Annotated in this window: 11 protein-coding genes; all 11 read right to left on the bottom strand. The window is 63.2% G+C overall.

Features of this window, described 5'->3' with window-relative positions:
* Positions 1–4: 4 nt before the first annotated feature.
* Positions 5–670, bottom strand: a complete 666-nt coding sequence (locus KHO31_RS06255) for a hypothetical protein (protein WP_201082588.1) — start codon at positions 668–670, stop codon at positions 5–7.
* Between the two features lie 126 nt (positions 671–796).
* Positions 797–1,981: a beta-ketothiolase BktB gene (gene bktB, locus KHO31_RS06250; RefSeq protein ID WP_201082586.1), complete on the bottom strand. Its 1,185-nt coding sequence runs from the start codon at positions 1,979–1,981 to the stop codon at positions 797–799.
* Positions 1,982–2,058: 77 nt separating this feature from the next.
* Entirely contained in the window at positions 2,059–3,039 is a 981-nt protein-coding gene (locus KHO31_RS06245; protein WP_407945923.1) for a sugar kinase, read from the bottom strand.
* Positions 3,040–3,042: 3 nt separating this feature from the next.
* The gene (rimO, locus tag KHO31_RS06240; RefSeq protein ID WP_201082584.1) at positions 3,043–4,434 is read right to left on the bottom strand and encodes a 30S ribosomal protein S12 methylthiotransferase RimO; all 1,392 of its coding nucleotides are present in this window, start codon (positions 4,432–4,434) and stop codon (positions 3,043–3,045) included.
* Positions 4,435–4,551: 117 nt separating this feature from the next.
* Positions 4,552–5,604 carry a tRNA dihydrouridine synthase gene (locus KHO31_RS06235; RefSeq protein WP_201082582.1) on the bottom strand — a complete coding sequence of 351 codons (1,053 nt, stop codon included), beginning with the start codon at positions 5,602–5,604 and terminating at the stop codon, positions 4,552–4,554.
* A 384-nt stretch (positions 5,605–5,988) separates the two neighbouring features.
* Positions 5,989–6,606, bottom strand: a complete 618-nt coding sequence (phaR, locus tag KHO31_RS06230) for a polyhydroxyalkanoate synthesis repressor PhaR (protein WP_201082581.1) — start codon at positions 6,604–6,606, stop codon at positions 5,989–5,991.
* A gap of 134 nt (positions 6,607–6,740) precedes the next feature.
* On the bottom strand, positions 6,741–7,481 hold the full coding sequence (locus KHO31_RS06225) for a 3-ketoacyl-ACP reductase (RefSeq protein WP_074284259.1): 741 nt from the start codon (positions 7,479–7,481) through the stop codon (positions 6,741–6,743).
* A gap of 190 nt (positions 7,482–7,671) precedes the next feature.
* Entirely contained in the window at positions 7,672–8,853 is a 1,182-nt protein-coding gene (locus tag KHO31_RS06220; protein ID WP_201082574.1) for an acetyl-CoA C-acetyltransferase, read from the bottom strand.
* Positions 8,854–8,989: 136 nt separating this feature from the next.
* The gene (gene phaC / locus KHO31_RS06215; RefSeq protein ID WP_201082664.1) at positions 8,990–10,828 is read right to left on the bottom strand and encodes a class I poly(R)-hydroxyalkanoic acid synthase; all 1,839 of its coding nucleotides are present in this window, start codon (positions 10,826–10,828) and stop codon (positions 8,990–8,992) included.
* A gap of 547 nt (positions 10,829–11,375) precedes the next feature.
* Entirely contained in the window at positions 11,376–12,233 is an 858-nt protein-coding gene (gene pgeF / locus KHO31_RS06210; RefSeq protein WP_201082573.1) for a peptidoglycan editing factor PgeF, read from the bottom strand.
* Positions 12,230–13,498, bottom strand: coding sequence for an RluA family pseudouridine synthase (locus KHO31_RS06205; protein WP_201082571.1), 1,269 nt, complete (start codon positions 13,496–13,498; stop codon positions 12,230–12,232). Before KHO31_RS06205 ends, pgeF begins: the two co-directional genes overlap by 4 nt.
* Positions 13,499–13,534 lie beyond the last annotated feature (36 nt).

Below are 13,534 nucleotides of genomic sequence, written 5' to 3'. Positions count from 1 at the left end.
GACGTTATTCGCCGGTTTGCAGATTGCTAACCCCGCCGACGGCGTGACCACTGCTCGTTGCCGCAGCGGGCGCTGCTGCCCCGCCGGCTGACGATTGTGGCGCGACCGCTGCCTTGTTGGCCGCCGCACCGGCACCAGCAGCAGCACCTGCACCAGCCGATGCAGCCGGCACGGCCTGCCCCGCCGCCAGTGGTTTCAGATCGAACGGCTGCGGGTCGGAATCGTCGACATTCATCCGGTCGCCCGCTACCGAACCGTCAGCGGCAAATTTGCCGACCCAGTTGCCTGTGATATGCGTGCCGTCGTTCGATTCCTCGACTTCGAGCGTGTCGCCGTCACGGTCGCCCGCGATCAGGATCACCTCGCCGGTATCGGTGTACTGATACTCGCCGTGCACGCCGGCGGGGTCGTCGGTTTTCGCGCCGAGGCGCAGTACGATCTGACGTGCGCCCAGCATGCCGGCGTAGCGCGGAAACTTTGCGAATTCGGGGCTCGGCTTGAGCGGCAACTGAATCGGCGGGGGCGCCGCCAACTCCTTCACCGCGTCGCTTTGCGCCCATGCCTGCGCGGGCAGCACAGCCCCGGCGCCGGCACATAGCAATGCAGCGATGCCCATCACCGCCCAAGCGCGCCGCCGCATCGTACCCTTCATCGCTTTCGATCCCTGCATCCGTTCTTTCCTTATTGCCCGCTACCGCTCGATGCCAGTTTCCTACCCACCTACCGCTGGGCTTCGTTCGGCGGGGAAAGTCGACGCCTCGCGTCGCGTTGCCCCGCCTCAGCCTCAGCCTCGGCCTCAGATCCGTTCGAAGATCGCCGCGATACCCTGTCCGCCGCCGATACACATCGTCACCAGCGCATAGCGGCCGCCGACTCGCTGCAATTCATACAACGCCTTGACGGTAATCAGCGCGCCGGTCGCGCCGATCGGATGGCCGAGCGAAATGCCCGATCCGTTCGGATTGACCTTGGCCGGATCGAAACCAAGTTCCTTGCTGACTGCGCATGCCTGAGCGGCAAACGCTTCGTTCGCTTCGATCACGTCCAGATCGGCGACTGTCAGGCCGGCGCGCTCAAGCGCCTTGCGCGTCGCCGGCACAGGGCCGATGCCCATGTATGCCGGGTCGACACCTGCGTGCGCGTACGAAACCAGCCGTGCCAGCGGCTTGATGCCGCGCTTCTCGGCGACGCTGCGCTCCATCAGCACGACCGCCGCGGCGGCGTCGTTGATTCCCGACGCGTTGCCGGCCGTCACCGTGCCGTTTTCCTTCGCGAACACCGGCTTCAACTTGGAGAAGTCTTCTGCCGTTGCGTTCATGCGCGTGTGCTCATCCGTGTCGAACACGACATCGCCCTTCTTCGACGGAATCGAGATCGGCAGGATCTGGTCCTTGAAGTAGCCGCTTGTAATCGCGTTAGCTGCGCGGCGATGCGATTCGAGCGCGAGCGCGTCCTGCGTTTCTCGCGAGATTTCGTACTTGCGCGCGACGTTCTCGGCGGTTACGCCCATATGGATCGACTGGAATGGGTCGTTCAGCGCGCCGACCATCATGTCGACGAGGCGCGCATCGCCCATGCGCTGACCAAAGCGCGCAGCCGGCATGGAATACGGCGCGCGGCTCATGTTTTCCGCGCCGCCGCCGATTGCGATGTCGGCATCGCCGAGCAGCACGCTTTGCGCGGCCGAGACGATTGCCTGCAAGCCCGATCCGCACAAGCGGTTGACAGTCAACGCGGGCGCATGTTGCGCGACGCCGCCATTGATCGCCGCCACGCGGGCCAGATACATATCTTTCGGTTCGGTATGCACGACATTGCCGAACACCACATGGCCGACTTCGTCGCCCGACACGTTTGCGCGCGCCAGCACTTCACGCACGACGCGTGCGCCAAGATCCGTCGGCGGAAAGTCCTTCAGACTGCCGCCAAAACCGCCGATTGCGGTACGTACACCGCTTACCACCACTACGTCTCGTTGCATCGCTCGCTCCTCTCTTTAGTCTCTAAAGATAATCTTGCCCTGGCGGGTTGCGGCGCGCGCCTCGCAGCGCGTTGCTGTCAGCCGGCCAGGATGTGTTCGACCGTCGCCCGCGAAGGAATCGGCGCGACCGCGCCGTAGCCTTGCGTGGACAGTGCCGCGGCGACGTTCGCATAACGCGCCGCTTGAAACGGATCGTCACCCGCGACGATACGCGCGATGAACGCGCCGCCAAAACAGTCCCCCGCGCCGGTCGCATCGACCGCGTTGACGACATGGCCCGGCACGACGCGCCGTTCGTCAGGCGTGGCGATGTACGAGCCTTCTTTGCCGAGCTTGAGCGCTACGACACGCGGACCGTGCGACAGCAGAAAATCGACGATCTCGTCTCGACCGGTCAAGCCGGTGAGTTCAGTGACGTCGTCCCAGCTCGGCAGACAAATGTCGGTTTGACGAATGGCTTCGAGCATCACCGCGCGCGCTCTCGCGAGCGGCCACAGCTTCAGGCGCAGATTGGTGTCGAAGCTCACGAGCACGCCGTTCGCTCGCGCATGCCCAATCGCCGCCAAAGCGGCGTCGCAGGCGCTCACGCTGATCGCGAGACTGATGCCGGACAGGTGGATGACTTTGGCTGCGGCGATCGCATCGAGCGGTAGATCGTCCGGCGCATAACGGCTCGCGGCCGAACCCGCACGCAGGTAGTCGAACGCGTGACCTTCAGGACCGTGCGAAACGAAATAGACCCCGGTGGGTGCGTGCGGATCGACGCGCACGAGCGACGTCTCAACCTGCTCGCGCTCCCACAGATCGATCAGCAGACGTCCGAAATGATCGCTGCCGACAGCCGACACGAAACCTGTCTTCGCGCCCTGCCGTGCCGCTGCGATGCAGAAGTTCGACGTATCGCCGCCGAAGCCCTGCAGATAGTTCGGCTGATCTTTAGCCGACTGATTGAATTCGATCATCGCCTCGCCGAGCGCGAGAATCTCGGGGCGCCGGGCGTCCGAGGCCCGGCTTTCCGGGGTCTGGGCAGCCGGCGTGCCGGCCATGCTCGCCGTCATCGCTTATACCTCGCCCCACAGATCGTGGCCGTCAGCGCCAGTGATCTTCACCGACACAAAATCGCCGACCTTGTAACGCTTCGACGCCTTGGTGGCCGGTGCGATATAGACGACGCCATCGATTTCAGGCGCATCCGCCGCGGTGCGGCCGATGCCGCCGTCGGCATTGATCTCGTCGACCAGCACTTTCAGCGTCTTGCCGACCTTCTTCGCGATACGTTTGGCCGACACTTCTTCGGCCACTTCCATGAAGCGCGCGCGGCGTTCTTCACGCACTTCGTCGGGCAAGGCACCGTCGAGTTCGTTGGCCGTCGCGCCTTCGACCGGCGAGTAAGCAAAGCAGCCGACCCGATCCAGCTCCGCCTCGCGGATGAAATCGAGCAGCGTCTGGAATTGCTCTTCAGTCTCGCCCGGGAAGCCGGCGATGAACGTGCTGCGGATCGTCAGGTCGGGGCAGATTTCGCGCCACGCCTTCACGCGCTCCATCACCTTCTCGGCGTTGGCCGGGCGCTTCATGCGCTTCAACACTTCCGGATGCGCGTGCTGGAACGGCACATCCAGATACGGCAGCACATGACCCTTGAACGGACCTTCGGCCATCATCGGAATGACTTCGTCGACGCTCGGGTACGGATACACGTAATGCAAACGTACCCATGCGCCGTATTGCGCCGCAAGTTCGCCAAGCGCGCCGACCAGATCGGTCATGCGCGTCTTGATCGGCTTGCCGTTCCAGAAACCGGTACGGTATTTGACATCGACGCCGTATGCGCTCGTGTCCTGCGAAATCACCAGCAGTTCCTTCACGCCTGACTTGAACAGGTTCTCCGCCTCGAGCATCACTTCGGCAACCGGACGCGACACGAGGTCGCCGCGCATCGACGGGATGATGCAGAACGTGCAGCGGTGGTTGCAGCCTTCGGAAATTTTCAGGTACGCATAGTGGCGCGGCGTGAGCTTCACGCCGGCAGCCGGCACCAGATCGATAAACGGATCGTGCGGCTTCGGCAGATGATTGTGCACCGCCTGCATCACTTCGCCGAGCGCGTGCGGACCGGTCACGGCCAGCACCTTCGGATGCACTTCTTCGATCAGGTTCGAGCCGCTCGCGCTCTGCTTTGCACCGAGGCAACCCGTGACGATCACCTTGCCGTTTTCGCTGAGCGCTTCACCGATCGCGTCGAGGCTTTCCTGCACGGCTTCGTCGATGAAGCCGCAGGTGTTGACGACCACGAGGTCCGCGCCGTCGTACGTGCCGGAGATCTCGTAGCCCTCGGCGCGCAGCTGCGTGATGATCTGTTCGGAGTCGACGAGTGCTTTAGGACAGCCTAGGCTGACGAAACCGACCTTCGGAGTCGAAGGGGTCGGCACGGCGGGGGAAATGGTCTGCGACATAGGTGGGTCCGGCGTATAGCGGTGACGATGGCGACAAATGGGGACGGTGCGGCAAGGCCAAGGGGTCCGATGGTCATCAAAACCACAGCCCCATCAACGTCCCGCGCACGCAACCCTTTATTGTACCGCGCTCGCGACCGTGCAGTCTGCCAGGTGGCGGGGCGTTGCCGGATCGAGCAGGCCGCGGGCCGCGCATTGTCGCGCCGGCATCAAACCGTTTAATGCCAGAGCTCGCTCGATCACTTCAAGAATTTCGCGCGAATCATGCAGACGCCGGATGGCAGCATGCAGCTCGGCAGCCTGCGGCCAGGTCCGCTTCAGATAGCTGAGCCACATTTTGACGCGTCCGTGCTCATGACGGGCCGCGACACGGGCTTGCAGTTTTTTCAGGTAATCGGCGAGATGACCGAGGACAGCCGGCCACTCCTCCCCGGAAGGCGTCCGGTCCATCAATCCGCGTATCCGCAAGGCCAGGAAAGGATCCGACACGGCACCGCGCCCGATCATCACGTCCTCGCAGCCGCTGACCGCCCGGCACCGCTCCCAGTCGGCCACCGTCCAGACTTCTCCGTTGGCAATGACCGGCACGTCCACGGCGGCGTCGATGTGCGCGATCCACTCCCAGTGGGCTGGTGGGCGGTAGCCATGATCGCGTGTTCTGGCGTGCACGACGAGGGAGGCCGCGCCGCCTTCTGCCAGCGCCGTGGCGCAGTCGATCGCGAGCGACGTATCGGACACGCCGAGCCGCATTTTTGCTGTCACGGCAATGCCGGCAGGCACCGCCGCGCGAACAGACGAAACGATCCGGTTCAGTTGTTCAGGGTGCGCCAGCAGCATCGCGCCGCCACCGTGCCGGTTGACAACTTTGGCGGGACAGCCGAAGTTCAGATCGAGTCCATGCGGCGAAAGACTGGCCGCCTGGGCCGCATTCAGCGCCATCCATTCAGGATCGCTGCCGAGCAGCTGGATCACCATCGGCGTGCCACAAGGTGTACGGCCACCGTGGAGGACTTCAGGCGTATCCCTCTCGTAAACACGCTCGGGAAGCACCGAGCCCGTCACCCTGACGAACTCCGATACACACCCGTCGAATCCGCCCGTGCTGGTCAGCACATCGCGCAACACGTAGTCCGCAAGCCCTTCCATGGGCGCAAGAAACAACCGGCTCATAAGGGAACGCCGCCTAAGCTGCTGTTGCGAAGCTTACGGTCAGCCAAGACTGACAAATCCGACCCTCGGAATCGAAGGCGTGGCGCGGTGGGGGAAACGGGTGTGCGACATAGGTAGGGCTGGGATACAGCAGTGGCGGCAAATGGGGAAGGTGCGGCAGGGGCTGAGGGGCGACAGGATCAAGGAGACCACGAGGACCACACACCGGGACAACGTCAGCGCACACAACCCAGAATTGTACCGCGCCCGTCAGCTGCGCTCTGCGCGCGAGTCGCCGCGGGTGCACCCAGCACCTCGTGGCGCGGCGGCGTGCACACCGCTCCGCCGCGGCCATGCGGCGGACGCGCAAAGACGCGCTCGCCACGTCGGCGTAGCGCTGCGCCGTTACTTCTTCTCCGGTTCCGGATTGGTTTGCGGATTAGCTGGCGTGGCCGGCGCTCCGGCTGCATTCACCGGCCCACCTGGCGTGAACGGGAAGGTGGCGAACATCGATTTCGCCTGGTTCTGCATCTGCTCCTGCATCTGCACGAACATGTTCTTCGACTGTTCGATGTAGCTGGTCATCATGCCCTGCATCATCGGCGCCTGCATGTTCATGAATTGCGACCAGACTTCGGGGTTCATCGCCTTGCCTTCGTACAGATTTTTCGACTGGTCGGCGAGTTTCGCCTGAATGTCGATGAAGGCCTGAATATTTTTTTCCAGATACGTGCCCATCATGCCCTGCATCGCATGGCCGTAGAAGCGGATGATCTGCGACAACATCGACGACGAGAACATCGGCAAGCCGCCGCTCTCCTCTTCGAGAATGATCTGCAACAGGATGGCGCGCGTCAGATCCTCGTTGCTCTTCGCATCGATGACCTTGAAATCCTCCTGATCCAGCACGAGCTGCTTAACGTCCGTCAGCGTGATGTACGTGCTTGTCTCGGTATCGTAGAGCCGGCGATTCGGATACTTCTTGATCAGTCGTTCGGCTGTTTTCTTTGTAGTAGTGGTCATGTAACGCCTTTGCGCGCAAGTTGAGCGCCGAAACGGCGTCATACCGACTGCGCAATCGGGCAATTGCACAGTCGAGACGCCGCCGGAACCATCTGAGCAGAAGCGCGCTGCCTTGTGAGCGGCGCGCCAATCACTCAGCCCATATGCAATCCGCCGTTCAGCGAAAAATCAGCGCCCGTGGAGAAACCCGATTCGTCCGAAGCGAGCCATGCCACGATCGAGCCGATTTCGTCCGGCTGACCGAGACGGCGCACCGGAATCGTCGCAACGATCTTTTCCAGCACGTCCGGGCGGATCGACTTGACCATGTCCGTGCCGATGTAGCCAGGCGACACAGTGTTGACTGTCACGCCCTTGGTGGCCACTTCCTGCGCCAGCGACATCGTGAATCCGTGAATGCCGGCTTTCGCGGTCGAGTAGTTGGTCTGGCCGAACTGGCCCTTCTGGCCGTTCACCGACGAAATGTTGATGACTCGCCCAAAGCCGCGCTCGACCATACCATCGATCACCTGCTTGGTGACGTTGAAGAGGCTGGTCAGGTTGGTGTCGATCACCGCCGTCCAGTCTTCGTGCGTCATCTTGCGGAATACGACGTCGCGCGTGATACCGGCGTTGTTCACCAGAATATCAACCTCGCCGACTTCAGCCTTGACCTTGTCGAATGCTGCCTTGGTCGATTCCCAGTCGCCGACGTTGCCTTCGGACGCAATGAAATCGTAGCCAAGCGCCTTCTGCTCTTCGAGCCACTTCACGCGGCGCGGCGAGTTCGGGCCACAGCCTGCGACCACCTTGAAGCCCTCTTTGTGCAGCCGCTGGCAAATGCTCGTGCCGATGCCACCCATCCCGCCCGTTACGTACGCAATTCGCTGTGTCATAAACTACACTCCGTTATCGTTTTCGAGGCGCCGACCGGCTGCCTCTTCCCTCGCCTGGTGCTTCATCTCCACTGCCGCCGGGCGACCGGCCGACGAGGCCACTGCTCGCCGCGCGCCACCTCCTGCAACGTGACGCGCGACTACCCTGCTTACCGCCTGCTAAAACCGACCAGAGCCTGCTTGAGGCCTGTTAAGCGCGCTCGAGCGCCAATGCTACGCCCATGCCGCCGCCGATACACAGCGACGCCAAGCCCTTCTTCGCATCGCGCTTCTGCATTTCGTGCAGCAGCGTGACGAGAACCCGGCAACCGGACGCACCGATCGGGTGACCGATCGCAATTGCGCCGCCGTTTACGTTGATCTTCGACGCGTCCCAGCCCATCTGCTGATTCACGGCCAGCGCTTGCGCCGCAAACGCTTCGTTGATTTCCATCAGGTCGAGATCGGCCGGCGACCAGCCTGCACGTTCCAGGCAACGGCGCGATGCCGGCACCGGGCCCATCCCCATCACCTTCGGATCCAGACCCGAGGTGGCGTAAGCCTTGATGCGCGCGAGCGGCGTGAGGCCGAGCGCTTCAGCCTTCTTCGCCGACATCACCAGCACCGCCGCCGCGCCGTCGTTCAGACCCGACGCGTTAGCCGCCGTGACCGTGCCTTCCTTCGAGAAAGCCGGTTTCAGGCCCGCCAGCGATTCAGCCGTCACGCCGTGACGCACGAACTCGTCCGTTGCGAAACGCAGCGGCTCGCCCTTGCGTTGCGGAATCTCGACCGGCACGATTTCGTCGTTGAAGCGGCCCGACTTCTGCGCGGCTTCCGCCTTGTTCTGCGACAGCGCCGCGAACGCGTCCTGCTGCTCGCGTGTGATGCCGTATTCCTTGGCGACGTTTTCCGCCGTCACGCCCATGTGGTACTGGTTGTAGACGTCCCACAGGCCGTCGACGATCATCGAGTCGATCAGCTTCGCGTCGCCCATGCGGAAACCGTCGCGCGAGCCCGGCAGCACGTGCGGTGCGGCGCTCATGTTTTCCTGACCGCCGGCGATCACGATGTCCGCATCGCCCGCGATGATCGCGTTGGCCGCCAGCATCACGGCCTTCAGGCCCGAGCCGCACACCACGTTGATCGTCATGCCGGGCACGGCCGCGGGCAGCCCCGCCTTGATCAGCGACTGACGCGCCGGGTTCTGACCCGAACCCGCCGTCAGCACCTGCCCCAGGATGACTTCGCTGACCTGCTCAGGCTTCATGCCAGCCCGTTCGAGCACGGCACGAATCACCGTCGCGCCGAGTTCGGGCGCAGCGATCTTCGCCAGCGACCCACCGAATTTGCCTACTGCCGTACGGGCGGCCGATACGATCACAACATCAGTCATTTCCATATCCTCCGGGCACATCGGCTAAATACGCCGCAGCCCGTCAAGTTAAAAATCTTGTTGCTCCTGCGCCCTTGCATATCCGGGCTCTCATTCATACCGCCATACAACCCGCGCCTTCAGCGCGCGCTAAAGCCTACTCCCGTTGCCGCACATAACGCCCCGGCGCCGGCTCGATAACCGGGAACTCAGCAGACCCGGCTGCAGCGCGCGGCTTCACTTTCTTGCCGCCATACTGGTCGAGCCACGTGGTCCATTCGGGCCACCAGCTGCCTGGCACATCGGCCGCCTGATCGAGCCATTCGTCCGGGCTTTCCGGCAACGTCTTGACGTCGCCTTCCAGTGTCCAATAGTTGCGCTTCTTCTTCGCCGGCGGATTGATCACCCCCGCGATATGACCCGACGCGCCGAGCACGAACTTCAGCGGCCCGGAAAGCAGCGGCACCGACGCATACGCGGTTTGCCACGGCACGATATGGTCTTCGCGTGAACCGTAGATGAAGGTGGGCACATCGATCTTCGAGAGGTCGACCGGCTCGCCGCAAGTGGTCAACGCACCCGGCTCGCGCAGACGATTCTCGAGATACGTGTTGCGCAGATACCAGACATACATCGGTCCCGGCAGACTGGTCGAATCGCTGTTCCAATACAGCAGATCGAACGGCACCGGCGTGCGACCTTTGAGATAGTTGTCGACGACGTAGTTCCACACCAGATCGTTCGGCCGCAGGAACGAGAAGGTGTTGGCGAATTCGATGCCGCGCATCAACCCGGGCGCGCTGCCGTTCTTACCGCCTATGGTCTGCTCGCGCATCTGCACATGCGACTCGTCGACGAACACGTCGAGCACGCCTGTGTCCGAGAAGTCGAGCATCGCAGTGAGCAAGGTCATCGACGCAGCCGGATGCTCGCCGCGCGCTGCCGCCACCGCCAACGCCGTGGCGAGCATGGTGCCGCCCACGCAGAAACCAAGCGTGTTGATCTGCTCGCGTCCGCTGATCTTGCAGACCGTGTCGATCGCCTTGAGCACGCCCTCGCCGATGTAGTCGTCCCACGTCTTGCTCGCAATCGACGCATCCGCGTTGCGCCACGAAATCAGGAACACCTGATGGCCCGAATCAAGCCCGTGCGCAACCAGCGAGTTCTCCGGTTGCAGATCGAGAATGTAGAACTTGTTGATACAAGGCGGCACGATCAGCAGCGGCCGCTCACGCACAGTGGCCGTGCGCGGCTTGTACTGGATCAACTGAATGAGGTCGTTCTCGAACACCACCGAGCCTTCAGTGTTCGCGAGATTTTCGCCGACCACGAAACGCGATTCGTCCGTCTGCGAAATCTTGCCACGCTGCATGTCGCCCAGCAGATTCATCACGCCTTGGCGCAAACTCTCTCCCTTGCTATCGAGCAAGGTCTTTTGCGCTTCCGGATTCAACGCGAAGAAGTTGCTCGGCGATGCCGCGGCGGTCCATTGCTGAACCGCGAAACGGACGCGCTCACGCATCTTCGGTTCTGTTTCGAGCGCGTCGACCATTTCCTGCAGATAGCGTGCGTTCAACAGATACCACGCAGCAGTAAATGCATAGGCCGGCGTCGAACTCCACGCGTCGGAACTGAAGCGGCGATCCTTGAGTTCGGGCGCTTTCGTCGTGGAGGTTGTCGCCTGCTGGATCAGCTCCATCGCCTCACGCGAATAATCGGCTTGCAGCTTTTGTAGACGCTCCGACGGAATCGCGGCGGCGGGAATATTGAGTCCGGCGAATGAAGGCAATGACGGCAGGGATCCCGCCGCCAGTTTGCTGAAATCAGGCATGCCGGGGAACGACGGCATCTGCGGCAGACCCATTTGCGGCATGTGGGGGATGCCCATTTGCGGCATCTGAGGCATTTGCGGCATCGGGAAAGGTACGCCGTTGCCGCCGGGCGGCGTGCCGAGCGAACGCCATGCGTTCATCCAGGCGTCGAATAATTGCTGCATGCCTGCGGCTGACGTTGCGCCGCTCGTACCGGCCTGCTGCGTATGCTCCGTCGAGGAGTCCGTGCTGGGGGAAGCCGAGGAATGTGATGCTGCCATACCTGCTTTTACCGGTAAGTCCTTGCGGACGGGTTGAGAGGCAGGTTCATGCGCACGTGGGCGATTGCTCGCAACCTCGTCACGCCCTGTCCCATGTACGAGGAGCTGTGAGGAACATTCTTGCTCCCCATCGCAAGGCATGTCAATGCTTGTTCCCGATTTTGCCGCAGTGCGATAGTTTTTTAATTATCGTTTTCCCTGTGTAGCAGATCGCGCTTTCGGGACATGGATTGATAAGGGCCGACGCATGCGAAAAAAGCGTCCATATTGCATGGGTTTATGTGTATTTATCCGTTCGCCCGCAAACACTTTTGGTGGCAGATTCACGCAAGGGCAGCTCATTCCGGCAGCGCAGCAAAAAAGTGTGCCGCGCCTCCGAATAAACCCTCATACGCGTGCTCGCAGGACGACGTCGCGCCCGCCGTAGCGGGCGCGACAGCGGCTACCTACTCTATTCCGCAATCGTCTGCGCCTGATCGTCCAGCCAGATCAGCGCAGCCATGCGGCCGGTCTCGCGATCGCGGCGATAGGAATAGAAACGCTCACGTTGCGTGACCGTACACAGATCGCCGCCGACAATGCGCGTCACGCCGAGCCGTTGCAAGCGCAAGCGCGCCAGCGCGGCAAGATCGGCCAGATATTTGCCGGGGTTTTGCGGATGCGTAACGAACGCATTCGCGGTGGCTTCGCGTTGCGCGCCGTCCACGCCGTTCATGAAGGCGTCACGCACATCTGCCCCCACCTCGAAGACGTCCGGCCCGATCGCCGGGCCGAGGTAGGCGTGCAACGACGCGGCCTCCACGCCGGCAAGGCCGGCGACGCGCTGCGCGGTCTGCTCGACGATTCCCGCCGCCAGCCCACGCCATCCGGCATGGGCCGCACCGACCGCGCGGCCCGCTTCGTCGCACAACAGCACCGGCATGCAATCGGCCACCATCACGACACACACCGTGCCGGGCCGATCGGTGACGCTGGCATCGGCACGTGTTGGCGTGCCAATTGCGCGAGCCTGTGCGAGCACATCTTCAGCGCGCACGATGCCGGCGCCGTGAATCTGTTCGAGCCATGCGGCCTCGCCTACGCCCGCCAGATTCAGCAGCCGTGCGCGATTGGTCGCGACCGAGGCGGGGTCGTCACCGGTTTTCATCCCCAGATTCAGGCCGCCGGGCTGGTCCGCACCATCCTGCCAGCGGCCGAACGGCGGCTCGCTCACGCCGCCGTTGCGCGTGGTGACAAGCGCGCGCACCCGCGGCGACACGTTCCACGCGGGTTGCACAACATCGGCAAAGCTCAGCTGGGGCAAGCTCATGCGTGACCGTCCTCGTCGTCGCCTTCGTCGTAATCGCCGTCGCCGTGGGCTGCGTCTTCGTCGGAATCATCGTCCAACGAGGCGTCGTAGTCCTCTTCCTCATAGTACGTCTCGTCGAACTCGCCCGCATCGTCACGCCCGAGGCCAAGGGCCGCCGACAGCACCTGCATGTCTTCCGGCGCATCGGCGCGCCATTGCATGGTCCGGCCCGTTCGCGGATGGATCAGGCCTAGACGCCATGCATGCAGCGCCTGACGCGCGAAACCGTCCGGCAGCGGCGTCACCGAGCGCTTGCCGCGTGCACGCCCATAGACCGGATCGCCGAGCAGTGGATGGCCGATATGCGCGCAATGCACGCGAATCTGATGGGTCCGGCCAGTTTCGAGATCGCAATGGATCGCGGTGACCGGCTGACGCTGCCAGATCGCCGTATCCACGCGCCGGAAATGCGTGCGGGCCGCTTTGCCCGATGCGCTCGTCACCACCGCCATGCGTGTGCGTTCACGCGGATCGCGGCCGATCGGCGCGTCGATCGTGCCTTCTTCGGGCATGTTGCCCCACACCAGCGCGAGATAACGGCGCTTCACCGTGCGCGCCTGAAGCTGGCGCACCAGATCGGTCTGCGCCTCGAGCGTGCGCGCCACCACCATCAGGCCAGACGTTTCCTTGTCGAGCCGGTGGACGATGCCGGCACGCGGCAGGCCCGCCGCAGCGTCGCCGTAGCGGTATAGCAGACCGTTCAGGACGGTGCCGCTCCAGTTGCCCGCAGCCGGATGCACGACCATGCCGGCCGGCTTGTTGATGACCACCAGCGTGTCGTCCTCGTAGACGATCTCGAGCGGCACCGGCTCGGGTGTGAACGCGAGCTGCTCAGGCAGCAAATCGGGCACGAGCTCGATGGTGGCGCCAAGCGGCACCGGCTGACGAATCTTCGCCGGTTTGCCGTCGATGCGCACCCGCTCCGACTCGATCCAGCTTTGCAGCCGGTTGCGTGAAAACTCCGGAAACACGCGGGCGAGCACCTTGTCGAGGCGTTCGCCGGCCATTTCGTCGGGTACGACGACGCTGCGCGGCGACTCGTCCGCCACGGGGCTCGCCACCGTCGGCACCCTGCTTGGCAGGCCGCCGGAGGCGAGCGCGTCGCTGCCGAGATCGTCGTCGAGTGAATCGACGCCCAACGCGTCGGAGGGGTCAGCGCTTACGCTATAATCTTTGTTGCTATTCCCGGCACCGGTTGAGGCGCCTGGAGTATTTGAGCGGGTCATTGAGTCTGGGTCACCTGGACGTAAAGCTAGACTGGA

This window comes from Paraburkholderia domus (genome assembly GCF_905220705.1).
Lineage (GTDB): Bacteria > Pseudomonadota > Gammaproteobacteria > Burkholderiales > Burkholderiaceae > Paraburkholderia > Paraburkholderia domus.
This window is presented reverse-complemented; position numbering and strand designations above follow the sequence as displayed.